This window comes from Citricoccus sp. CH26A (assembly GCF_000224415.1).
Classification (GTDB): Bacteria; Actinomycetota; Actinomycetes; order Actinomycetales; family Micrococcaceae; genus Citricoccus.
In genome coordinates this window covers 206017-229441 of the sequence record NZ_AFXQ01000001.1, presented here as the reverse complement: position 1 = coordinate 229441, position 23425 = coordinate 206017, and the positions used below count along the sequence as shown (strand labels likewise).

Below are 23425 nucleotides of genomic sequence, written 5' to 3'. Positions count from 1 at the left end.
CACAGTACCTGATACGCTCAGTATCGTGAACAGTGCAGCCCAGGGCCGGCACCCCCTCCAGTCGCCGGCCTCCCCGTCGTCCGCCCCAGCCGCGGCGGACGGCCGCAGCACGCGCTGGGACCGGCATCGTCAGCAACGCCGCAGCGAACTGATCCGCGCCGCCCGTCACGCCGTGCACGACCTCGGCCCCCAGGCCTCGATGGACGAGATCGCCACCCACGCGGGGACGTCCAAGAGCGTCTTCTACCGGTACTTCGGGGACAAGAACGGCCTGCAGGTGGCCGTGGGGCAGCGAGCCATCGAGTTCATGGAGCGCGAGCTGCTGACCGCCGCGGAGGCCTCCGAGAACGCCCTGGACGGCCTCTACGCGATGATCTCGGTCTACCTGCGGCTCGCGGAGTCGTCCCCGCACGTCTATGCCTTCTCGACCCGATTGCCGCCGGAGGCCGCCGACGCGGCCGCCCTGGGCGGCTCCCAGCCGGCGGCCATGGCCGACTTCTCGGACCGCATCGCCGCCGTGATGGACGTGCACTTCCGGACCTACCTGAGACAGCAGGGCCGCGATCCGTCCGAGGGATCGGCCACGTGGTACTGGCCCCGTGCCGCCATCGGCATGGTCCGGTCCGCCGGGGAGACCTGGCTGGCCACCGCCCCCGGCCCGGGCAGGCCCGAGGCCGACCGCCTCGCCCGCAAGATCACCTCGTGGCTCACGGCCGGACTGGCCGGGACCTACGCGCCCCAGCACCCCTCCTCCCCCACTCCCCGACAGGAGACGTCATGACCACCACCCCCGACTCCACCGTCCTGGCCGGAACCGCCGAGGCCGGAGCGGTCCGCCCGGACCCCGCCATCGACGGCGTCGCCGTCCCGCCCGTTCCGGACGCCGACCAGGCCGCGGTGCCGGCCGCGGCCTCCAGCGCCGTGTCGCCGGCCGAACCCGGTGGACTCGACATGGACCGGATCCAGGACCTGCTGCTCGGACGGTGGGCCGCGGAGCGTCGGCAGTCCCGGGAGATCGTCAAGGACCCGCGCCTGCACAAGGTCGAGGGACTGCCCATGGACGAGCACCGCGAACGGGTGCTCGGACAACTGGGACTGCTCGTGGACCTGGGTGTCGTCCAGAAGGCGTTCCCCGCGCACCTGGGAGGCGAGGACAACCATGGCGGGAACATCGCCGCCTTCGTGGAGGTGGTCACCGCCGATCCCTCCCTGCAGATCAAGTCCGGCGTGCAGTGGGGCCTGTTCGGCTCGGCCATCATGCACCTGGGCACCCAGGAGCACCACGACAAGTGGCTGCCCGACGTCATCAGCCTGAGACTGCCCGGGGCCTTCGCCATGACGGAGATCGGCCACGGCTCGGACGTGTCCTCCCTCGCCACGACCGCCACCTACGTCCCGGAGACCGACGAGTTCGAGGTGCACACCCCCTTCAAGGCCGCCTGGAAGGACTACCTCGGCAATGCGGCCCTGCACGGCAAGGCAGCCGTCGTCTTCGCCCAGCTGATCACCCGCGGCGTGAACCACGGCGTGCACGCCTTCTTCGTGCCCCTCCGGGATGAGTCCGGGGCGTTCCTGCCGGGCGTCGGCGGCGAGGACGACGGGCTCAAGGGAGGGCTCAACGGCATCGACAACGGACGGCTGCACTTCGATCGCGTGCGCATCCCCCGCACGAACCTGCTCGACCGGTACGGCTCGGTGGCCGAGGACGGCACCTACTCCTCCGACATCAGCTCGCCGGGGCGCCGGTTCTTCACCATGATCGGCACCCTGGTCCAGGGCCGGGTGTCCCTGGCGCTGTCCGGAGCGGCCGTCTCTGCGCTGGCCCTGAAGGCCGCGGTCACCTACGGCAACGAGCGGCGGCAGTTCAACGCGACCTCGGACACCCATGAAGAGGTCCTGATGGACTACCAGTTGCACCAGCGGCGGCTGATCGACCGGCTGGCCCGCACCTACGCGGACGCGTTCGCCGGCAACGAGCTGCTGGAGAAGTTCGACTCCGTGTTCTCCGGGGAGTCCGACTCCGACCAGGACCGGCAGGAGCTCGAGACCCTGGCGGCAGCGATCAAGCCGCTGGCCACCTGGAACGCCCTGGACACGTTGCAGGAGGCCCGCGAGGCCTGCGGCGGGGCCGGTTTCATGGCAAAGAACCGGTTCGCGTCCCTGCGGGCGGACCTCGACGTCTACGTGACCTTCGAGGGGGACAACAACGTCCTGCTCCAGCTGGTGGGCAAGCGGTTGCTGGCGGACTACTCGAAGGAGCTCTCCGGGTTCTCCGTGGGGGCGCTGTCGAAGTTCGTCGCGGCCCGGGCCACCGAGGCGGTCGTCCACCGGTCCGGCCTGCGCCGGGTGGTCCAGTCCGTCCAGGACGCCGGATCTGAACGCAAGAGCGCCAACTGGTTCAAGGAGACCGCGGTCCAGCGCGCCCTGCTGGAGGACCGCGTGCGCACCAAGACCGGCGCCGTGGCCCAGGCGCTGATCCCGGTGGCCAGGAAGTCACGCGCCGAGCAGGCGGCCACCTTCAACCGCCACCAGACCGAACTCATCGACGCGGCCCGGAACCACGCCGAACTGCTCGAGTGGGAGGCCTTCACCCGGGCCGTCGAGCGCGTGGAGGACGATCACACGCGTCAGGTCCTCACCTGGCTACGGGACCTCTTCGCGCTGCGGGTCATCGAGGACGACCTCGGCTGGTTCCTGGAGAACTCCCGCATCTCACCCCAGCGTGCGCGCACCCTGCGCCAGTACATCAACCGCCTGGCCTACCGGCTGCGGCCGCACGCCCAGGACCTGGTGGACGCCTGGGGTTATTCTCCTGAGCACGTCCGGATGGACGTGGCCACCGGCGAGGAGGCCCGGCGCCAGAACGAGGCCGCCGAGTACTACCGCACCCTGCGGGCCAGTGCCGACGCCCCCGTCCCGGAGAGGTCCGTGCAGGGCAAGCGCCCCCACCGCTGAGCCGACGGACACCGCACCGTCCCGGACGCTGAGGCCCCGGTCCCTGCCGTCGTGCAGGGGCAGGGGCCTCGTCGACGCGGAGGTCAGGCCAGGACGGAGGAGTAGACCTCGAGCGTGCGGTCGGCGATCGATTCCCAGGAGAAGTGGTCGATGGCCCGCTGGCGTCCCGCGGCACCCATGCGCGCCGCCTGCTCCGGGTCACCCAGGACGGCGGTGAGGGCGTCGGCGAAGTCCGCGACGAAGCGCTCCTCGTCCAGCGGCGTCCCGGTGCCGTCCGTGGCCTGTTCCAGGCCCACGAGCCGCCCGGTGACGCCGTCCTGGACGACCTCCGGGATCCCGCCGACGGCGGAGGCGACCACGGCGGTCCCGCAGGCCATGGCCTCCAGGTTCACGATCCCCAGCGGTTCGTAGATCGACGGGCACGCGAAGACCGTGGCGGAGGACAGGATCTGCATCACGTCCCTGCGGGGCAGCATGCCCTCGATGACCACGACCCCGTCGCGCGTGCGCTGCAGGTCCTGGATGAGCGCGTTGACCTCGGCCGCGAGCCCGGGGGTGTCGGCAGCGCCGGCGCACAGCACGATCTGGACCTCGGGATCGAGCCGGGCAGCGGCCCGGAGCAGGTACGGCACGCCCTTCTGGCGGGTGACGCGGCCGACGAACGCCACGGTGGGGCGGGCCGGATCGATGCCGTGCCGTTCCAGGGCGTCCGACTCCGGCTGCGGGGACCACCGGTCGGTGTCGATGCCGTTGTGGACCACCCGCACCTTGCCCGGGTCGATGTCCGGGTAGGCGGCGAGGATGTCACGCCGCATGCCCTCGGACACCGCGATGACGGCGGCCGCGGAGGCATAGGCCGTCGCCTCGGCCCAGGAGGAGACCCGGTAGCCCCCACCCAGCTGCTCGGCCTTCCACGGCCGCAGCGGCTCCAGGGAGTGTGCGGAGAGGATGTGCGGCACGCCGTGGAGCAGCCCGCCGAGGTGGCCCGCCATGTTCGCGTACCAGGTGTGGGTGTGGATGAGATCGGTCCCCGCCAGGTTCTCCAGCATCACCAGGTCGGTGCCGAGGGTCTGCACCGCCGCGTTGGCGTCCTGGAGCCCCCCGGGCACCCGGTAGCTGGTCACGGAGGCGCCGTGGTATTCCGGGTCACGGTCCTCGCCGAAGGCATGGACGTGCAGCTCCGTCCGGGGCGCGAGGACCCGGGACAGCTCGGCGACATGGACGCCCGCGCCTCCGTAGATGGCCGGGGGGAACTCCTTGGTCACAATGTCTATCCGCACGACTACAACGTAGTCCAGAGTGACGAAGTCCCGTTACTGTGAAGGAAGTTCACTACATCGACGGAACGGGATGAAGGAAATGCCTCAGAAGAGGGTGCTGGCGATCGTCCTGGCGGGCGGCGAGGGGAAGCGGCTGATGCCGTTGACGGCGGACCGCGCGAAACCGGCGGTGCCCTTCGCCGGCAGCTACCGGCTGATCGACTTCGCCCTGTCGAACCTGGTGAACTCCGGGTACCTGAAGATCGTGGTGCTCACGCAGTACAAGTCGCACTCACTGGATCGGCACATCTCCGAGACCTGGCGCCTGTCCACCCTCCTGCAGAACTACATCGCGTCCGTCCCCGCCCAGCAGCGGCGTGGCAAGGACTGGTTCCTGGGCAGCGCCAACGCCATCTACCAGTCGATGAACCTCATCCATGACGCCCGTCCGGACATCGTCGTCGTCATCGGCGCGGACCACGTCTACCGGATGGACTTCCAGCAGATGGTGGACCAGCACATCGCCTCCGGCGCCTCGGCCACGGTGGCGGCGGTGCGCCAGCCCCTGGAGCTGTCCTCGTCCTTCGGCGTGATCGAGACCCGTCCGGAGGATCCCACGATGATCGAGCGCTTCGTGGAGAAGCCCCCCACGACCCAGGGGCTCGCGGACGACCCCACCCAGTTCCTGGCCTCCATGGGCAACTACGTCTTCACCGCCGACGCGCTCGTGAACGCCATCAACGAGGACGCGAAGATGGAGGACACGGACCACGACATGGGCGGTGACATCGTGCCGTGGTTCGTCGGGCAGAACGACTGCGGGGTCTACGACTTCACGTCCAACCAGGTGCCCGGGGAATCGGGAGGCTCCCACTACTGGCGGGACGTCGGCACCCTGGACGCGTACTACGACTCGCACATGGACCTCGTGAAGCCGTGGCCCGACTTCAACCTGTACAACAGCGACTGGCCGATCTTCACCAGCCAGTCGGTGTCCCCGCCCGCCAAGCTGGTGCGGTCCGCCACCAAGCGGCCCGGCACCGCGGTGGACTCCATGCTCTCCCAGGGCGTCGTCGTGTCCGGCGGCACCGTCGCACAGTCGGTGCTCTCCACGGACGTGCGGGTCAACAACGAGGCGTGGGTGGAGCAGTCCGTCCTACTGGACGGCGTGGTGGTCGGCAAGGGCGCCAAGATCCGCAATGCCATCCTGGACAAGAACATCGTCGTGCCCGAGGGCGTGCAGATCGGGTTCGACCGCGCCGAGGACGAGGCCCGCGGCTTCACGGTGACCGAATCCGGCCTGACCGTGCTGGCCAAGGGTCAGTTCGTCCCGCCCCTGACCTGATCGTCCTCACAACAGAACAACCCTGATCCTTTGTAGTCACGTGCACAAAGGGCCAGGGTTGTCCTGTAGCGGGATCAGGCCACCTGACGCATGAGGACCTCGACGGAGAGGCGGGAGCCCTGCCCCCCGGACACGATCCCCTTCAGTGGGGTGACGTCGCGGTAGTCCCGGCCGCGCCCCACGAGCACGTGGAGGTCACCGGCCGGCTTGGTGTTGGTCGGGTCCCACGTGTGCCAGGCGCCGTCCCACCATTCCAGCCAGGCGTGGGACTGTCCGGCCACCTCGGTGCCCAGGGGCACCGAGGGCTTCGGGTGGATGTACCCCGAGACGTAGCGAGCGGGGATGCCAAGGGCGCGCATCATGCCGATCCCGATGTGCGCCAGGTCCTGGCACACGCCCTTTCCGGTGGCCAGGGCATCCTCGGCCCCGGAGGTCACGGCGGTGACACCCGGCTGGTAGGACATGGCCCCGTCGAGCCATTCCAGCACGTTGCGGGCACTCTGGTGCGGCCGCGGGGCGCGCAGGGCGCGGGCCCGCTCCCGCGCGTCGTCGCCTGGATCGGACAACCGCGTCTGCGGCAGGAAGTCGGAGAACTCGTGCACCGTCTCCGTCGACTCCATCCGGTCCCAGTCCGCCAGGTCCTCGTCCGGCACGAGCGGATCGGCGCGGTGTACCTCCACCGTGGCGGAGGCGAGGACCTCGAGGGTGTCGTGGGGGACGTGGACGTCGAACGAGGTCACCCGGGTGCCCCAGTAGTCGCGGTAGGTGGTGGCCACCGCCTGCCGGGGGGTGATGGTGATCGAGGACTCCAGGGTGATCTGCTGGGCGTCCGTCACCGGGGTCATCCGGGCCTCGTTGTACGAGGTCGTGGCCGGGCTGTTGTACGCGTAGTTGGTCCGGTGCGTGATGTGCAGGCGGCTCATGAGACCTCTCCCACCCAGGACAGTTCCTGACCCCGGGAAAAGTACTTGTTGGTGATGGCTTCGGAGGCCCGGGCGCAGGAGAGCTGGACCTGGTGCAGGAAGATCGGCAGCGAGGCGGCCAACTGGTCCGGGGTCGAGTACTCCAGCGTGGAGCGCATCTCCCCCACGATCCGCCGGGCGTCATCCATGAAGCCCACGCGCTGGTAGGACGGGTCCAGGGCCATCAGGCACTCCTCGGCGTCCTGCAGCGCGCGCAGCACGGAGCGGGGGAAGAGCCGGTCCAGCAGCAGGAACTCACCGGCGTGCTCCTCGCCCACGGTGGCCCGCTGGGTGCGCAGGAAGGACTCGTAGGCCCCCGCGCACCGCAGCATGTTGACCCAGGACAGGCCGAGGGCCTCGGACTCGCGGGTGGCGAGCATGCGGGCGGTCATATCGGCCCGCTCCAGCGAGCGGCCCAGTTCCAGGAAGAGCCAGGCCTCGTCATGGCTCATGGTGGAGTCGGCGAGACCGCGGATCATGGCGGTGCGCTCCAGCACCCAGTGGCAGAACCGATAGGTGCCCACCATGTCCCGGCGGTGCTGGCCGAGGCCGTACCACGTGGTGTTGAGCGCCTCCCAGAGGGAGGACGAGACGGTCTCGCGCGCCCGCCGGGCGTTCTCCCGGGCCGCGCCCAGGGAACCGGCGACGGAGTGCGTGCTGGCCCGGGTGTAGGCCAGCGTGTTGAGCAGCGAGCCCAGCGTGTACTCCTCCGGCTGCGGGACGCCCATGATGGTCAGCAGCTCCCGGGTGACGGTCTCCTGCTCCTGGGCGCTCGCCCCGTTGAGCCGCTCCAGGTGCACGTCGAGGATGCGGGCGGTGCCGTCGGCGCGCTCCACGTAGCGGCCGATCCAGAACAGTGACTCGGCGATGCGGCTCAGCATGATGCCCCTCCCTGTTGTTGCTGCTGCTCAGGCAGCAGTCCGATCTCGTCCAGGGGACTCTGTGACTGCTCCTCGGGCCAGTCGTCGCCGACCACGTGCACCTGTGGTTCGGGTTCCCGGTGGGCCGCGGGGCGCGCCTCCGCACCGGTGCGGGCCATCACCCAGGTGTCCTTGGACCCGCCGCCCTGGGAGGAGTTCACGATCAGCGACCCCTCCTTCAGCGCCACGCGGGTCAGCCCGCCGGGCAGGACCCAGACGTCGTGTCCGTCGTTGATGGCGAAGGGCCGCAGGTCCACGTGCCGGGGAGCGAAGCGGCCCCCGGCCAGGGTCGGCACCGTGGACAGCTGCAGCACCGGCTGGGCGATCCAGCCGCGGGGTTCGGCGAGGACCTTGCGGCGCAGTTCCTCGAGCTCGGCCGGCGAGGCGTCGGGGCCGATGACGAGGCCCTTGCCACCGGACCCGTCGACCGGCTTGACCACGAGCTCGTCCAGGCGGTCCATGACCTCCTCGCGGGCCTGGGGCTCCTCGAGGCGGAACGTGTCCACGTTGGGGACGATGGGATCCTCGCCCAGGTAGTAGCGGGTCAGGTCCGGCATGTAGGTGTAGACGAGCTTGTCGTCGGCCACGCCGTTGCCCACCGCGTTGGCGATGGTGACGTTGCCGGCCCGGGCGGCGTTGACGATCCCCGGGACCCCGAGGACGGAGTCGGAACGGAAGTGCAGGGGGTCCAGGAAGTCGTCGTCGATCCGCTTGTAGATCACGTCCACGCGCCGCTCGCCGTCGGTGGTGCGCATGTAGACCTTGTTGGCCCGGGTGACCAGGTCCCGCCCCTCGACCAGTTCGACGCCCATCATCCCGGCCAGCAGGGTGTGCTCGAAGTAGGCGGAGTTGTAGACCCCCGGGGTGAGCACCACGACGACCGGGTCCTCGATCTCCGACGGCGCCGACGTGCGCAGCGCGGCCAGCAGGCGACGGGGATACTCCTCAACGGGACGGACGTTGACGGACCCGATGGCCTCGGGCAGGCCCTTGGACATCGCCCGCCGGTTCTCCAGCACGTAGGAGACGCCCGAGGGCACCCGGACGTTGTCCTCGAGGACGCGGAAGGTCCCCTCGGCGTCGCGCACCACGTCGATGCCGGAGACGTGCACGCGCACCCCACCGGCGGGGCGGAAGCCGTGGACGGCGCGGTGGAAGTGGGCGCTGGTGGTGATCAGCGACCGGGGCACCACCCCGTCCCGCACCACTGACATCGTGGAGTAGACGTCGTCCAGGAAGGCCTCCAGCACCCGCACGCGCTGGGCCACGCCCCGCTCCAGGACCTCCCAGTCGTCCGCGGGGATGACCCGGGGGACGATGTCCAGGGGCCAGGCCCGCTCCTCGCCCGCGTAGTCGAAGGTGACGCCGCGGTCCAGGAAGGTCCGGGCCATCGAGTCCGCCCGGGCGGTGACGTCATCGAGCGAGAGCTCGTCCAGGGCACGCTGCACGGGACGGTAGTCCTGGCGCAGCGTGAATCCCGGGGCGAACATCTCGTCCCACGCGTCGCCGCGCTCCAGCGCCTCGGCGTATGCGGCAAACAGGTCTGACATGACCACCAGCATTCCACGGCCCGGCACTGCAACGGGACATTTCGCGCGGGTGCCGGTCCACGGCGGAAAACCTGAAACGGTGGTTGAATACCTTCATGGTGACCACGCGCACAGACGAGATGGCCTTCCTGGACCGCACGAACCTGACTCGCGAGGAGGCCCGCGAGCGCTCGGCGGTGGTCACCGTCCACGACTATGACGTGCACGTGGACCTCGGCACCGCGCTGGATGCGCAGGCCACCGGCTTCCGCACGAGGACGACGCTGTCCTTCTCCTGCGCGGCCCCGGGGTCGTCCACCTTCCTGGACTTCATCCATGACGGGGTCGAGTCCGTGGTGCTCAACGGCCGCCGCCTGGACACGGCGCAGGTCTGTGGGCGGTCCCGGATCCTGCTGCCGGACCTGGCCGGGAGCAACGAGGTGACCGTGGTGGGCACGGCGCTCTACTCCACCTCGGGTGAGGGCCTGCACCGCTTCGTGGACCCCTCGGACGGCCGGACCTACCTGTACACCCAGTACGAGCCGGCGGACGCCCGCCGGGTGTTCGCCACGTTCGAGCAGCCGGACCTGAAGGGACGGTTCACGTTCCACCTGACGGGGCCGGCGGACTGGGTGCTGGCCTCGAACCAGCCCGAGGCCGCGCGTCGGGATGCGGGTGACGGCCTGGTGACGGTGGACTTCTCCCCCACGCCGCCGATGTCGACGTACATCACCACGCTGCTGGCGGGACCGTACGCGGTCTGGGAGGACCACTGGGAGGGCCACCCGGGGTCCGGGGCGCCCGAGGTGCCGCTGAGCCTGTACTGCCGGCGCTCGATGGCCGAGGCGATGGACGCGGAACGGGTCTTCGGCACCACCCGGGCCGGCCTGGACTTCTTCCACGACCTGTTCCGGGTGCCCTACCCCTGGGGCAGGTACGGCCAGGCCTTCGTCCCCGAGTACAACCTCGGGGCGATGGAGAACCCGGGGCTGGTCACCCTCACCGAGGACTACGTGTTCACCTCACGCGCCACGCGGGCCCAGTACGAGGGCCGGGCCACCACGATCATGCACGAGATGGCCCACATGTGGTTCGGTGACCTGGTCACCATGCGGTGGTGGGACGACCTGTGGCTGAAGGAGTCGTTCGCGGACTACATGGGGACGCTGGCCGTGGCCGAGGCCACGGAGTTCACGGACGCCTGGACCACCTTCGCGCACCGGCGCAAGGGGTGGGCCTACGTCCAGGACCAGTACCCCACCACCCACCCGATCGTCGCGGACATCGCCGACCTCGAGGCCGCCCGGCAGAACTTCGACGGGATCACCTACGCCAAGGGCGCCTCGGTGCTCAAGCAGCTGGTGGCGTTCGTGGGGCGCGAGGCGTTCATGGCGGCCTCCCGGGAGTACTTCGCCCGGCATGCCTGGGGCAATGCGGCGCTGCAGGACTTCCTGGCGGTGCTCGAGGAGGTCTCCGGCCGGGACCTCGCCGACTGGCCGGTGCAGTGGCTGCAGACCGCGGGCGTCCCGGAGCTGTGGGTCCGGGACGGGGACTCCCCGGTGCTGTGCCAGCGCGGCACGGATCCGGCCACGGGGCGGCAGGTCCTGCGCCCGCACGTGCTCAGGGTGGGCAGCTATGTCCCCGACGGCGGGGGCCGGTTGGTGCGCACGGCCGTCACCGACGTGGAGGTGGCTTCCGGTGCCACCGGGGCGCACATCGCGGCCGGGGGCGCGGTGGCGGGTCACGAGGCGGCCGGCGGTGAGGGTGTGGGGGCCGTGCGGCTGGTGCTGCCGAACGACGAGGACCTCACCTACGCGAAGATCCGGCTGGACCCCGCCTCGGTGGCGGCGGTGCTCGAGCACCCGGTGACGGACAGCCTCGCCGCGGCGACCGTGTGGGCGGCGCTGTGGAACATGACGCGCGACGGGCTGCTGCCGGCCGCGGATTTCGTGGGGGCCTGCTGCCGGCTCTCCGGTCACCTCGAGGACGTCGGCCTGTACTCCCAGGTCCTCGGGCAGGCGGAGACGGCCATTCGCCGATACGCCCCGGCCGGGGTGAGGACGGGGCTGCGGGTGCGGTTCGGTGCCGCCCTGCGCGAGGCGCTGAGCGGGTCCGGGAGCGTCGGGGCGGGCAGCGACCGCCAGCGGGCAGCGATGCGGGTGTTCGCCCTGCTCGCGCGCGGTGCGGCCGATGCCGGCGATGCCGAGGACGCGGACCATGATGCCGTGCACGATGTCGTCACGGTCCTGGAATCGGTGCTGGCCGGCTGGCCCGGGGGTGCGCGCACTGCCGGTGACGGCACGGCGGAGGGCGGGCGCGCCGCCGTCGCGCCCGGACTGGAGGTGGACGCCGAGATGCGCTGGGCGGCCCTGCAGGCCCTGGCGGCGCTGGGCCGGGCGGACCAGGACCGCCTGGACCGGTCGCTGGCCGCGGAGGTGACCGCGCAGACGGCCGTGTGGCACCGGACGGCCTCGGCCGCCGTGCCGGAGGCACGGGTGCGCGAGGAGGCCTGGACCGCGGTCATCATGGGGCGGACGGCCGACGGCCGCGTGCTCTCCAACGATCACCTGTCGGCCGTCGCCGCCGGGTTCACGGCGTCCCGCCCGGACCTCGCCGCGCCGTTCACCCCCCGGTACTGGCCCGAGCTGACGGGCATCTGGGCCGGCCGGTCCAACGGGCTGGCCTCACGGACCATCGGGGGGCTCTTCCCCGCGGCCCAGGACGCCCTGCCCGGTGGTCCCGACGCCCAGGACGCCCACCCCGTGGTCGCGGCGGCGCGCTCGTGGCTGGCGGAGCACCCCGAGGCGCCGAGGGCGCTGCGGCGGATCGTCATCGAGCGCACCGACGACCTGGTCCGTTCCCTGCGGGCCCAGGCCGCCGGGCGGTGACCGGGGCCGGCGTCAGGGGACCCGGGCGGTCCATTCCGGGGTGGCGAACTTGCCGGCGGCGAGCTGTTCGGCGCGGCTGATCTCGTCCTCGGTCAGGGTGCTGCGGAGGGCACCGTGGCGCTCCGCGAAGGTGTCCATCATGACCTCCCAGATCTCGGCCCGGGTCAGCCCGGTCTGCCGGCGCAACGGGTCGACCCGCTTCTTCGCCGAGCGGATGCCCTTGTCCCGGAGCTTCTCCTGGCCGATGCGCAGCACGTCGGTCATCTTGTCCGCGTCGATGTCGTAGCTCATGGTGACGTGGTGCAACAGCCCCCCGCCGGACAACCGCTTCTGCGCGGCACCGCCGATCTTGCCCTGTGGCGTGGCGATGTCGTTGAGCGGCTGGTAGAACGCCTCAACGCCCGTGCGGCGCAGTGCCTCCATCACCCACGCGTCCAGGAAGGGGTAGGAGTCGGCGAAGCTCATACCGTCCACGAGGGACTGCGGCAGGTACAGCGAGTAGGTGACGCAGTTGTCGGCCTCCATGAACATGGCCCCGCCCCCGGAGATGCGGCGCACCACGGAGATCCCGTGCCGGTGGACCCCGTCCGGGTCCACCTCGTTGGCCAGCGACTGGAAGGACCCGATGACCACGGCCGGCTCCGTCCACTGCCACAACCGCAGCGCGGGCCGGCGCCGTCCGGCGGACACGTCCTCGGCGAGGACCTGGTCCAGGGCGACCTGGGTGGTGATGGGCAGGGGCTGGGGGGCCAGGACCTCCCACTCGTGGTCCTCCCAGGTGGTGGCATGGCCCAGGGCCCGGCGCACCGCGGTGGCCACGGCGTGCGCGTCGAAGCCGAACATGACCGTCCCGGGCCCGACGGCGGCGTCCACCGCCTCGGCGATGGTCCCGTGGGGTGCCTCCTGGGACAGGCCGACCAGCGACCGGTTGATGTGTTCCAGGGCCTCGTCCGGTTCCAGGAAGAAGTCACCGTTGATGCTCGCGCTCGTGATGGTCCCCGCCCCGGGGGCGGAACCGTCCGAGACGGTGAGGTCGGCGATGACCAGCTTGCCGCCGGGCACCTTGAATTCACTATGGTGATCGCTCATCCCTCCATACTATGAACCCCTGGCCACGATGTACGTCTGGCCGGGGGCCGGACCTCACGTTTTCCCTCCCGGCGCCGACTACGGTGTGATGACGATGATGCCGCCCTTCGACCTGGCCGTCCGCACGCACGGTGCCACCGTGCTGCGGGTCTGCCGCGCCGTGCTGGGACCGGGTCCGGACGCGGACGACGCCTGGCAGGAGACCTTCCTGGCGGCCCTGCGGTCCTGGCCGGACCTGGAGGCCGTGGCGAACCTGGAGGCCTGGTTGGTGCGGGTGGCCGGCCGGAAGGCGGTCGACGTGCTGCGCGCCCGGCAACGCCAGCCCGTGCCGGTGGAGGAGCTGCCGGACACCGTGGTGGCACCGGCGAGTGATGCGGACGGGCACGCGGCCGTGTGGACGGCCGTCGCCGCCCTGCCCGAACGTCAGCGACTGGCCATCGCGTACCACTACCTCGGAGGCCTGAGGCATACCGAGACGGCCGAGCTGATCGGCAGCACCCCCGAGGCCGTCCGCCGGGCGGCGGCCGACGGGCTCAGGACCCTGCGGGACCGCTATGACGGTTGAGCAGCCAGACGAGACACGACGAGACGAGACACGATGAAGACCACGTCATGACGACACCATCACCCCTGGGCCCCGGGAGCGTGCCGGCGTTCTCGGTGTCCGAGGCCGAGCTGGCCGGACTGGCCGGGAGGCTGGCCCACCGGGCGGAGGACGAGGCCCTGCTGGAGGTCGCCTACCGGATCCTCGAGAGCCCCGTGGGCCGGCTCCTGCTGGCCGCCACCGAGCGGGGCCTGGTCCGGGTCGCCTTCGAGCGGGAGGGCTTCGACGAGGTCCTGTCCGGGCTGGCCCAGCGGCTCGGGCCCCGGATCCTGCACGCTCCCTGGAAGCTGGACGCGGCGGCGGCCGAACTGGAGGAGTATTTCGCCGGCCACAGGCGGCAGTTCGGGGTGCCCCTGGACTTCGCCCTGTCCCACGGCTTCCGTCGCGCCGTGCAGCAGCGCCTGCCGGACATCGGCTACGGGCGGACCATGTCCTACCGTCAGGTCGCCGAACTCCTCGATCGGCCCGGCGCCGTCCGGGCCGTGGGCACCGCCTGCGCCACCAACCCGCTGCCGGTCGTGGTCCCCTGCCACCGGGTGCTGCGCTCGGACGGCGGCCTGGGCGGCTACCTGGGCGGGCTCGAGGCCAAGGAGACGCTGCTGGGCCTCGAGGGCCGGGCGGTCGCCGCGTGAGCGAGCCGCTGCCGGATGCCCTCGTCGTCGGGGAGGACGGTCTCGCCCGCCCACCGTGGGCCGCCACCGACCCCCTGCTGCGCGAGTACTACGACACGGAGTGGGGCCTGCCCGTCAGGGACGAGCACGGCGTGTTCGAGCGATTGTCCCTGGAGGCCTTCCAGTCCGGGCTCTCCTGGCGGACGGTGCTGGCCAAGCGGCCCGCGTTCCGGCGGGCCTTCGCGGACTTCGACCCGGAACAGGTGGCTGGCTTCGGGGAGGCCGAGGTGGACCGGCTCCTGGCCGATGCGGGGATCATCCGCAACCGGGCCAAGATCCTGGCGACGATCGGCAACGCCAGCGCCACGTTGCAGATGCGCGCCGACGGCGGGCTCGCCGCCTTCGTCTGGTCGTTCCAGCCGGAGCGGACCCCCGAGCCGCGGACCCCGGCGGAGGTCCCCAGCACGTCCCCGGAGTCCGTGGCGCTGTCCAGGGCACTGCGGGCGCGGGGTTTCCGGTTCGTGGGACCGACCACGATGTTCGCCCTCATGGAGGCCATCGGGATCATCGACACCCACCTGCTGGGCTCGCACAGCCGGGGATCATCCGGAGTGTGGACGTGATGCCTGCATTTGCAGGCCCGCCGCGCGCGAACACCACTCGGCCGTGATGACCTTGCACGATCGCCCCCCGGAGGGGCTCGAATATTGCGCCGCGGGCCTGATCGGGGGCAGCGAGGTACGGCGCTGGCGCGCCGCCTCGGAGCGGCCGCTGGCGCGGCCTTGCGCGCTGTCGCGCGCTGGTGTGGTGCCGTGCGCTGCACCCTTACGGGCCGTACGGGGCGGGGTTGGGCACGAGCAGCCCTGACGGGCGCGGGGCGCTCAGCCGGGCGGGCGGCGGTCGGGGTCGAGGGGGTGGCGGGGCGGGCGCGCTCCCCTGTCGGCCCCCCTCGGTGAGTGGCGCCGGCCCCTGGGGCGGGCGCCCCCAGGATCGGGCCGGGCCGGTAGCCGACCCCCGATAAGACACCCTCCAGCCCCTCGGCCGGAAATAGCCCCAGACCCCCTCAAAACGCCCCCATAGGCCCCGAGACGGGGCCAATACCCCCTAATAGGTGCCCCCACCGGCACCACCGGTAATACCTGTAAAAGAGACACTGCCGGTAACACCCGTGGCCCCCGGCCCCCTCCATCCTCGTAAGCACATCTAGTTGCACACGTGTAGTTATACATGTCGAGTCGAAGACATCAGCTGGACACCCCCGGCCGACCACCGCCGGACCGCACTTAGGCGAACCGGCCCCCACCGAAAGGGACACAATGATCACTGTTACCGCCAAGGAGCTGCAGCGGGCTCTGTACGCCGCCAACGAGGTGGCCAAGCTGTCCGATAAGTGGGCTCCGGCGCTGTGTCAGATCAACCTTTTCCAGACCACTGCCGGTCTGATCGCTGAGTCCGCCGACCGGTACAGCATCGTGCGAGCGCTGGCCCGTCAGGCCACCCCGGAGGCCACCGAGGAGCGGCTGGGCGAGCGCGCGCTGCTGGCGGCGGATGACGCCAAGGCTCTGCTGCCCCTGCTGAAGGCACAGCGCAACGGGCAGGTGTCTTTGGAGGCCACCGAGCAGACCCTGACCGTGATGTTCGATGACTCCCGAGGGAGCACTTTCCAGAACAACCACGCTGACGTGGAGTTCCCGAACCTCAAGTCGTTCTCCACCCTTCCCACCGAGCGGCTGGACGCGGGCGGTCCGCTGGGCATGAACCCGAAGTTCCTGGCCATGCCGTCCAAGCTGGTCACCCTGAACGACCGCAAGGCCGATCCCATGGTCATCACCAATGCCGATCCGGACAACCCCAACGCGGGCATCATCTGGTCGCTCGGGGACTGGGCAACCGGCCGCATCATGAACGTGCACTTCGACAACACCTACGGGACAGGCACCGAGAACAAACTCCACCACTGGCTCACCGCCGAGCGCATCTGATCCCCTCCCCCTTCCCGGGCGGCCCTGCGGACACCGCAGGGCCGCCCCCCTGCCCCCTGAACTTTCCTAGGAGCCACCCCCATGCACACCGACACGATCACCCTGCACACCCCGACCGACCTCGACGCTTACCTCACGCACACGCTAGGTTTCCGCCCCGACCAACTCACTGGTGTTGCAGAGCCTGGAAGGGCCGAACGTGGGAGCCACCTTGCGCGCAGACCTCAGCGCTTCCCTGGCCAACGTGGACTCTGCTGGCGCGCTGGTCGAGGTGGAGGACTACGCCGAGAAGATGACCCGCGCTCTGGCCCGTGACGGCCGTTTCACCGGCGCAATAGTCATGCTCTACCACGATGCCCCCCGCGCCGATCCGCACCCCTACGCCGACCTGCTGGCGGCCGTGGAAACTAACCTGCAGCGCGCCGGGTTGCAGGTGCCCCTGGTCCTCGAGGTCACCGAGGGGCAGGTGAACGACTACCGCCACCCCCAATACAGCTACTCGCTACACGACCCGGGCGAGCTGCCACCCCTCGACCGGTGCGACCCCACCTATCCGCTGGCCATCCTGCTGTCCAAGATCATCGACCGTGACGACATCTGCAGGTGGGCGGGCAACCGAGACCACACCTGGTCCCACAACCGCCCCTAGAACTCTCCAAGCACCCCGGAGGGGCTCCCCGGCCTGCCGAGGTGCTCTGAGCGTCCATTCTCCGTGAAAGGGCGCTCGCGAATCCTTATGTCGAGGACCTTCCTACCGGTGGCATATCTCTCGATCAGTAGTGAAAGCCTATATCTATCGAATTTCTACATTCGTCTTCAGATCCTTACGGATTGCAGCACCTAGCCTCTTTCGAAGGTTCTTGCCGGACGTTTCCGGGTCCTTCCCTGCATGTCTCTCGCTGTTGTACGTTTCGATTGCTTCGCGCACCTCGTTTGAGCCGTAAGCTTCCGCAAGCGCCCAGATCTCAATGTCCGTCTTTTTTGCTCTGTCTCTTGCTCCACCTCAGCAGCTCCTCATAGGCTTCTGCCTTTTTCGGCCACACTGCCGTCCACGCTCGATTGGCCCGAGCCGTCCTGGCTTGCAGAAGGTGCCCTACAAATGCGCTGACAGCTCCTGCCAAAACGCCAGTCACGGCAATCACTGCGATCAGCACTGGCTCCGAAATTCCGGGGATCATCGCTGTCCTAGTCCGTTTGGAACTGATGCCTTCGAGACACAACTCGGCCAAGGCTCAGGGTTTCCGCCCTCTCCCTTATTGGGGGCTTCAGTTAGTTTTGCCAACAGCCCAGATCCCCATGTGGAGAGCGCACCTACAACAATCAAAACAGTTCCTGCCCAGACCGTTGTCGTGAACCGCTCATCGGAGCCCACAAAAGCGTAGATAAGTAAGGCCACCCCGCTCAGGGTGATCGAAACCCCGAGTACGCCGGGGACTGTAGTCCAGCGCGACGCAATGCGGTCAATCTCCTTGGCCTGAGCAATCCGCTCCGCCACGGCCAGCATCTTCGGCTCCAACACTGACAGCGAAATGGGTTCCTGAACCGCTCGAGTCATCTGGTCGTGCTGCAGGTACTGCTCGAGGCGACGCAGCCTCTCATCCGTTGATGCCTCGGTTCTTGCATCCTCAGCCGCCACGGACTCATCCCTCTCTGGCCAGCGATGGCTTCCATGAGCCGATGAACTCATGGAACCGATAGGATCCATGCGTGCTTCATCCACTCAGAGGTTGAAGGAGTCCATGCTCTAAGCCCCGCAGTGCGGGTCTCTAGGCGGGTCCGCCGCCAATTCGAACTAGCAACAAGTCCACACAGCGAATCGGAGCATCAATAACCGGCCCGCCTGGTTTCGAGGTCAGCAGGAGAGGCCCTATCAGTGGAAGGCCCAGAACCAAGAAATTAGGGGACCCCGCATCGCCGAACACTTGCGCGCCACTGCCCCTTGAAGGGGCGCTCTCCGTTACATCCTTCCCAACACTTGCACACGTGTGTTTACATGTGTAGTGTTAGGCATACTAGCTGGACTGCACCAGGCAGACCGGCCCCCGCCGAAAGGGAGAGCGATGCACACCCGTTTTGCAGGTATCACCTCTATTACTTCCATCACCGGCAGCCCTGAGGTTTGCGCCCAGGCCCGTCTCGTGCGACCGGCTGCCGAGAAGATCCTCGCCGCCAGTACCACCCGGCTCGCCGTCGAAGACATCTACCGAGAAATCACCGGCTGTTTAGGTTGATTAAAAGCACCACTAACCATCCAACAATGAACAACACCGGGGTGGCAACGTCAGGTATCAGGGTCACCCAGGTATTGGGAGTGCTCACGCCCCACTGGGCCTCCGATCCACCATGGGCCTCTAAGGGAACGATTCTCTGCTTTTTGCAGAAGTCTCTGTAGGCAAGAAAAGAACGCCGTTTAGAGTTGATTACCGCAGCCACGCCGACAACAGTCGCAACGCTCAGCGCCAACCCTATGGACGCGACAACCGTACGAAAGTCGCGAGCGTGGCCAAAATTCACTGAGTCATCGAGGGTGATCCCATACGCGGCAAACAAAATGCCTTGGGTCGTGAGAAACCAGGAAATCTTTCGATCGATTAACTCATGCTCGAACTTTTGGCGGCCATTGTAGATCGGCCATTCACTGTAAGCCTGCTCATCTTTTTCCATGACGCACCTGATCTGTCCTCGATCCGGAATGAAGGCACCCCTGCTGTTGCAGGGCGTCTGCTCAACATGGTGGCAACAGGAAAGTTGGCTAGAGGCCATGCTGCGCCCCGAACAGCGAGAGCAATCCTCGCCTCCAGGGGACCAGATATGCAATCGGTGGCGACTGAGCTGTCGGTTAGAGCTGTAGTCGCTGCCCTGAGCCTGCAGCTGCTTCGGCGGGGCTCTGGCGCTGGACGGCGGGGGCTAGGTCCGCTGGAAGGACACTGCGGACTGCTGGTCCGAGTCGTTGACAAGGGTCGGGCCGGTCAGTCCAGTAAGTCTCGTTACGCGGCAGCGCATGGTCGGCGCCGTACTCAAACTTTTCTGACCCGCAAAAAACTAATCGGTCAACCTCACGGTGAACCGCCCCGGCTTGTCCGGAGACTCTCTCAACGACCCCAGCGAGGAACGCGCCACCGAACGCATTAGGGACTGCTGCACGGATAGGTGACATCTGATCTGTGACGCCGTGAGGCGTTGCTGGAAGGATGTACACCGTGCCCAAGCCCCATCCGCAGGAGTTCCGCGACGACGTCGTGAACGTCGCCCGCGACCGTGAACCCGGCCAGACCATCAAGCAGATCGCCGCGGACTTCGGCATCGCCGAATCCTGCCTGCGCAACTGGATGCGCCAGGCCGACGTTGAGGACGGCTCGAAGCCCGGCAGGACCGCCGCCGATAACGCCGAGCTCCGGGAGGCCAAGAAGCGCATCCGGCTGCTGGAGCAGGAGAACGAGGTGCTGCGCCGGGCCGCGGCCTACCTGTCGCAAGCGAACCTGCCGTCAAAAGGCTCTACCCGCTCGTGAAGGAGCTCGCCGCAGGCGGGGTGGCCGTCGCGGTGACGTGTCGGGTCCTCAAGCTCTCCCGCCAGCCCTACTACCGCTGGCTCGCCACCCCGGTCACCAGCGCCGAACTCGCCGAGGCCTACCGGGCCAACGCCCTGTTCGACGCCCACACCGACGACCGGGAGTTCGGGTACCGGTACCTGGTGGAGGAGGCCCGCGACTCCGGTGAGTCGATGGCCGAGCGCACCGCCTGGCGGATCTGCTCGACCAACGGCTGGTGGAGCGCGTTCGGCAAGAAGCGCGGCAAGAACGGCACCAAGCCCGGTCCGCCGGTCCACGACGACCGGTGCGCCTACCTCGACGAGCACGGCGTGACCCGTCACCGGTTCACCGCCGAGGCCCCGAACGAGCTGTGGCTGTCCGACATCACCGAACACCGCACCGGTCAGGGCAAGCTCTACCTGTGCGCGATCAAGGACGTGTACTCCAACCGGATCGTGGGTTACTCCATCAGCGACCGGATGAAGTCCCGGCTCGCGGTCGCGGCGCTCAACAACGCCGTCGCCCGCCGTGGTGACGTGGCCGGCTGCGTGGTCCACACGGACCGGGGGTCTCAATTTCGGTCCCGGAAATTCGTGCGCGCCCTGCACCGCCACGCCATGGTCGGGTCCATGGGCCGGGTCGGCGCGGCCGGGGACAACGCCGCGATGGAGAGCTTCTTCGCGCTCCTGCAGAAGAACGTCCTGGACCGCCGTCCCTGGGCCACCCGCCAGGAACTGAGGCTCGCGATCATCACCTGGATCGAGCGGACCTACCACCGCCGCCGCCGGCAAGCAGCCCTGGGCCGATTGACCCCCATCGAATACGAGACCATCATGACCACAGCTGCCGCTCAGGCAGCCTGACCCACCCTGTCACCTATCGGTGCAGCAGTCCCTTACGCTGGTCGAACACCTGCTGTGGTTCGCCAACATCCACGGCTCCCCCCGCCCGGCTGCCACCATTCGCCAGGCGCTCACCACCGCCCAGTACGTCTACGGACACCCCGGAGCACCCGCGCTGTCCCTCCTCGAGAAAATCGAAATCGCCACCACCCACACCCACTAACCCCGCGGGCGAGCGCACCCCGGGACCTACGGACGCCCCGCGGCACGGAGGGAGCTAGCGACGAAATGGTCCCAGCCTCTCTCGTCGACCAGTCTGTCAAAGTTGCGGCGAGACGCGTTATGAGTTGCTCGAGCCAGAAGTTCGTTCACCAAAGCGCCGGCAGACGCGGCGTCATTGGGCAAGGGGCGCACGTCAAGCAAGGCCTCTCTATCCTGAGCCCAGGCGTAGGCGTCAAGGATGCCGCGCTCAATCGCCATATCCGGATGGTTTGGTGGATGCACCCGTTGACTCGCACGCGGGTAGAGCCTCCAAATGTTCCTCTCGTCCTTCGGTATGTCGCCGACAACCAGTAAGGGACGGTTCAGATAAAGGCTGAATAGCGCCTCGGAAGCCGTCCCCTTGCTCGTGATTCCGACAGCGATGGCCGCATCGCACAGACAGGCCTCGACGAAATTCCGCCGGTGACGCCACCCCGGCGTCACCACCACGGAGCTTTCCCCTCGCCACTGCGGTTCTGCCGCCTGACTCTTGTTAGCCACGCCGATCCAGGACGCAGGTGGCTCTTCTGGCAAGGCCTCACATGTTGTCCCCCAGATGGCTGCGTCCTTTACGGTCACTGGTTCACCCACTGGCAGGTCACCTCCGGTCAGCAGAACGGCCCCCGCTATCCTGATTTGTTTGCCAAGCAGCTTGACGGCATACAACTCGGGGTCGCTCGGTGAGTTGCTTCCGAAGACCCCGATGACACAGCGTGCTGGATCAATTGGCATTGACTTATCCTCTTTGGCGTTGATGCGTCCTGTTCGTTCTGGACCTCGACCTATTGGTAGATCACCGGCCTCGCTGCGGCCAGTACGTCTACTGGCAGCAGTTCTTTGAGCACCCAATCAATCGCGGTCTGGGGATCCACCGGGACGCCACCGATCTCGATAGCGTACGGCGCTTCCATCCAAGCGCCCTTCTTCCCTGGGTGCTCGATGGTGGAGCTAATCAGTCGGTTATGGTGAGCGCTCATGACCATGAACCGGTCGGTTCCCTTCTTCGCCCCCGTTAGTGACTTGGCGCTTATGGCATGTCCTGCTTCGACAATTTCGGGCATTTCCAGCCACACCTCTTGGGTGATGCCATGGCTAGTCGACGGCCGAAGTTTGCCATTGTAAAGGAGGAAAGAAAGCGGGTGACTAGTGTTTTCCTTGAGCTCCTTAATGAGCCTACGGCGCAGGGTGCGCCTTTTGCCCGCAGTGCCGATAGGGCCCAGACTGTCCGCGAGCACAGCGGGTCGTGCGAGGGCCTTGTTGAGGGCATCCCGCGCCTCTTCAAACGTCGGGGGGGTGGCTTCGCTGGGCCCTTCCCCTGGATGGTGTACGGCCCGATGGGGTGGTTACTGGCGACCATCACGAAGTCATAGCGCCCCGCGCCCCGCGCCCCGGCTTCGAACGTGTCGATCCAGCGGTACTTCCGTTTAAGTGTCATGAGTTGACCGAGCACGATCGGCACGGGTGTGTCCACGACGTCGTTGGCCCGGACGATCATGCGCGCGGCGAGTTCGGCCTCGAGCAACTGTGACGACTTTGCGGCCTTGTCCCCCGCCCTGGGCACCCCGGGCTCGTCCACGGCCCGGAGGGACCCCTCGCCGACCTCCTGGGCGACGTCACCCCCGCGGTGCGCGGGCACCACGTCCATCGCCTCTCGAGCGGCTCGCGCGCCAGCGGCTTCGGTTGATTCGGCGCCGACCCGTGCGGATGTCGGGCCGAGGTCCGGCGTCGTTCTAGGCGTAGGGACTGCTCCGGGAACCCCGGAAGTGTGCGGCGCCGGCGGGCTGCGCCCGGGCATTTTGGTCCGAGGAGCCGGAATTGTCATGCCCGCGCCGGCCGGCGCCCGAACCGCGGCGTCATCCCCGAAGCGGAAGATACGCCACGCGAGCTCCTCGAGCCGCCTGAACAGGTTCCTGATGAAGGCGAAGCGGCCGAGGAAGTTCCTCACGGCCCTGAAGCCGCGCATGACGATTCCCTTCAGGGGGGCCAGCGCGCGCCCGAGCACCCCGAGGATCTCCCCACCGACATCGAGGAACCGCAGCAAATAGGCGAGCAGCCGGCGGCCGAGGGAGGCGCCCTGTTTGAGCACCGTGTACCCCCCGGCAGTGAAGTACGCAATAAGCGCCTCGAGCAAAATCATCCCCGCAAGCCAGCCGGTCTTACGCCCGATCGCATAGTCGGACAAGGCTAGGAACTTGAGGAGCTCGGCGGCAAGCAGGGCCCCCAGCCGTCCGCTCGCGTCCATCAACCACCGCCAAGCATCACCCAGGAGGGCTGCCAGACCCCCAACTGTGCTTCCTTCCGCTTCCACCTCGGTGCGCATCTGACCGGTCAGACCCGCCTCGCTGACGCCGTCCGGCACAGCCTCCGAGTTGATCCCCGCGAGAGTGTCGACCGGGAGCCGACGGAGGATCTCCTCGTCACTTTCAAGGTCAGTCCTCGCGAAGATGGCATCCTCGGCGGCTTGTGCGCCGGTGCGGGTCATAGTTGTGGCTGCCGCGCCGGTTGCCTCGGAAGCCGCAGTGCCAGGCATTTCGGCAGCATCTGGACCGGGCACAGCGATGACCTCGCCACCGGCCGATGCAGGCCCCTCGAGGGCGAACGCGGAGGTGGCCTCAGCACTCGCTGCCGTGGACACCTCGGTGCCGGTC

General features: G+C 68.4%; 20 protein-coding genes. 11 read left to right on the top strand and 9 right to left on the bottom strand.

From position 1 onward, the window contains the following. The first annotated feature begins 25 nt into the window (after positions 1 to 25). The gene (locus tag CITRI_RS15735; protein WP_050813537.1) at positions 26 to 781 is read left to right on the top strand and encodes a TetR/AcrR family transcriptional regulator; all 756 of its coding nucleotides are present in this window, start codon (positions 26 to 28) and stop codon (positions 779 to 781) included. Next, a complete protein-coding gene (locus CITRI_RS15730; protein WP_010142673.1) occupies positions 778 to 2955 on the top strand; it encodes an acyl-CoA dehydrogenase in 2178 nt (725 codons plus the stop codon). Before CITRI_RS15735 ends, CITRI_RS15730 begins: the two co-directional genes overlap by 4 nt. Positions 2956 to 3038: 83 nt before the next feature. Here CITRI_RS15730 and glgA read toward each other — a convergent pair whose 3' ends face one another. Continuing rightward, on the bottom strand, positions 3039 to 4235 hold the full coding sequence (gene glgA, locus CITRI_RS0100970) for a glycogen synthase (RefSeq protein ID WP_029138929.1): 1197 nt from the start codon (positions 4233 to 4235) through the stop codon (positions 3039 to 3041). A 79-nt stretch (positions 4236 to 4314) separates the two neighbouring features. Between glgA and glgC the strand changes: the two genes are divergently transcribed. After that, positions 4315 to 5559 (top strand): glucose-1-phosphate adenylyltransferase, encoded by a 1245-nt coding sequence (glgC, locus tag CITRI_RS0100965; protein ID WP_029138928.1) that lies wholly within the window; start codon positions 4315 to 4317, stop codon positions 5557 to 5559. Between the two features lie 74 nt (positions 5560 to 5633). On the opposite strand, the gene CITRI_RS0100960 is transcribed toward glgC, so the two are convergent. Genes CITRI_RS0100960 through CITRI_RS15725 form a run of 3 tightly spaced genes read right to left on the bottom strand, consistent with a single transcriptional unit; the run spans position 5634 to position 8991 of the window. After that, positions 5634 to 6482 (bottom strand): transglutaminase family protein, encoded by an 849-nt coding sequence (locus CITRI_RS0100960; protein WP_010142670.1) that lies wholly within the window; start codon positions 6480 to 6482, stop codon positions 5634 to 5636. Continuing rightward, positions 6479 to 7402, bottom strand: coding sequence for an alpha-E domain-containing protein (locus CITRI_RS0100955; protein WP_010142668.1), 924 nt, complete (start codon positions 7400 to 7402; stop codon positions 6479 to 6481). Before CITRI_RS0100955 ends, CITRI_RS0100960 begins: the two co-directional genes overlap by 4 nt. Continuing rightward, positions 7396 to 8991 carry a circularly permuted type 2 ATP-grasp protein gene (locus CITRI_RS15725; protein ID WP_083843180.1) on the bottom strand — a complete coding sequence of 532 codons (1596 nt, stop codon included), beginning with the start codon at positions 8989 to 8991 and terminating at the stop codon, positions 7396 to 7398. Before CITRI_RS15725 ends, CITRI_RS0100955 begins: the two co-directional genes overlap by 7 nt. A 95-nt stretch (positions 8992 to 9086) precedes the next feature. Between CITRI_RS15725 and pepN the strand changes: the two genes are divergently transcribed. Further along, complete coding sequence (gene pepN, locus CITRI_RS0100945; RefSeq protein ID WP_010142666.1) at positions 9087 to 11858, top strand: aminopeptidase N; 2772 nt, start codon at positions 9087 to 9089, stop codon at positions 11856 to 11858. Positions 11859 to 11870: 12 nt separating this feature from the next. On the opposite strand, the gene CITRI_RS0100940 is transcribed toward pepN, so the two are convergent. Further along, complete coding sequence (locus CITRI_RS0100940) at positions 11871 to 12947, bottom strand: biotin/lipoate A/B protein ligase family protein (protein ID WP_010142665.1); 1077 nt, start codon at positions 12945 to 12947, stop codon at positions 11871 to 11873. An 88-nt stretch (positions 12948 to 13035) separates the two neighbouring features. Here CITRI_RS0100940 and CITRI_RS0100935 point away from each other — a divergent pair, with 88 nt between their 5' ends. The 5 genes from CITRI_RS0100935 to CITRI_RS0100915 all read left to right on the top strand — a co-directional run bounded on the left by CITRI_RS0100935 (position 13036) and on the right by CITRI_RS0100915 (position 16793). After that, positions 13036 to 13512 (top strand): sigma-70 family RNA polymerase sigma factor, encoded by a 477-nt coding sequence (locus CITRI_RS0100935; protein WP_141565884.1) that lies wholly within the window; start codon positions 13036 to 13038, stop codon positions 13510 to 13512. 47 nt (positions 13513 to 13559) lie between these two features. After that, entirely contained in the window at positions 13560 to 14183 is a 624-nt protein-coding gene (locus CITRI_RS0100930) for a methylated-DNA--[protein]-cysteine S-methyltransferase (RefSeq protein ID WP_050813536.1), read from the top strand. Further along, a complete protein-coding gene (locus CITRI_RS0100925) occupies positions 14180 to 14785 on the top strand; it encodes a DNA-3-methyladenine glycosylase I (protein ID WP_010142662.1) in 606 nt (201 codons plus the stop codon). Before CITRI_RS0100930 ends, CITRI_RS0100925 begins: the two co-directional genes overlap by 4 nt. 693 nt (positions 14786 to 15478) lie before the next feature. Then, positions 15479 to 16144, top strand: coding sequence for a hypothetical protein (locus CITRI_RS0100920; RefSeq protein ID WP_010142661.1), 666 nt, complete (start codon positions 15479 to 15481; stop codon positions 16142 to 16144). Positions 16145 to 16313: 169 nt separating this feature from the next. After that, a complete protein-coding gene (locus tag CITRI_RS0100915) occupies positions 16314 to 16793 on the top strand; it encodes a hypothetical protein (RefSeq protein ID WP_083843172.1) in 480 nt (159 codons plus the stop codon). 525 nt (positions 16794 to 17318) lie between these two features. Here the strand turns inward: CITRI_RS0100915 and CITRI_RS19240 are convergent. Then, positions 17319 to 17780, bottom strand: coding sequence for a hypothetical protein (locus CITRI_RS19240; protein WP_141565883.1), 462 nt, complete (start codon positions 17778 to 17780; stop codon positions 17319 to 17321). Positions 17781 to 18355: 575 nt separating this feature from the next. Beyond that, positions 18356 to 18808 (bottom strand): hypothetical protein, encoded by a 453-nt coding sequence (locus CITRI_RS19235; RefSeq protein ID WP_141565882.1) that lies wholly within the window; start codon positions 18806 to 18808, stop codon positions 18356 to 18358. A gap of 536 nt (positions 18809 to 19344) precedes the next feature. Between CITRI_RS19235 and CITRI_RS0100905 the strand changes: the two genes are divergently transcribed. Both CITRI_RS0100905 and CITRI_RS0100900 read left to right on the top strand, forming a co-directional pair. Further along, a protein-coding gene (locus tag CITRI_RS0100905; RefSeq protein WP_141565881.1) for an IS3 family transposase occupies positions 19345 to 20537 on the top strand; the annotation gives its coding sequence in 2 pieces (ribosomal slippage) (positions 19345 to 19629 and positions 19632 to 20537; 1191 coding nt in all). 19 nt (positions 20538 to 20556) lie between these two features. After that, positions 20557 to 20739 carry a hypothetical protein gene (locus CITRI_RS0100900; protein WP_010142657.1) on the top strand — a complete coding sequence of 61 codons (183 nt, stop codon included), beginning with the start codon at positions 20557 to 20559 and terminating at the stop codon, positions 20737 to 20739. A gap of 26 nt (positions 20740 to 20765) precedes the next feature. On the opposite strand, the gene CITRI_RS20540 is transcribed toward CITRI_RS0100900, so the two are convergent. Both CITRI_RS20540 and CITRI_RS19980 read right to left on the bottom strand, forming a co-directional pair. Further along, positions 20766 to 21509 (bottom strand): hypothetical protein, encoded by a 744-nt coding sequence (locus tag CITRI_RS20540; protein WP_157998888.1) that lies wholly within the window; start codon positions 21507 to 21509, stop codon positions 20766 to 20768. A gap of 50 nt (positions 21510 to 21559) precedes the next feature. Continuing rightward, the gene (locus CITRI_RS19980; protein ID WP_141565880.1) at positions 21560 to 22012 is read right to left on the bottom strand and encodes a polymorphic toxin type 5 domain-containing protein; all 453 of its coding nucleotides are present in this window, start codon (positions 22010 to 22012) and stop codon (positions 21560 to 21562) included. Positions 22013 to 23425 lie beyond the last annotated feature (1413 nt).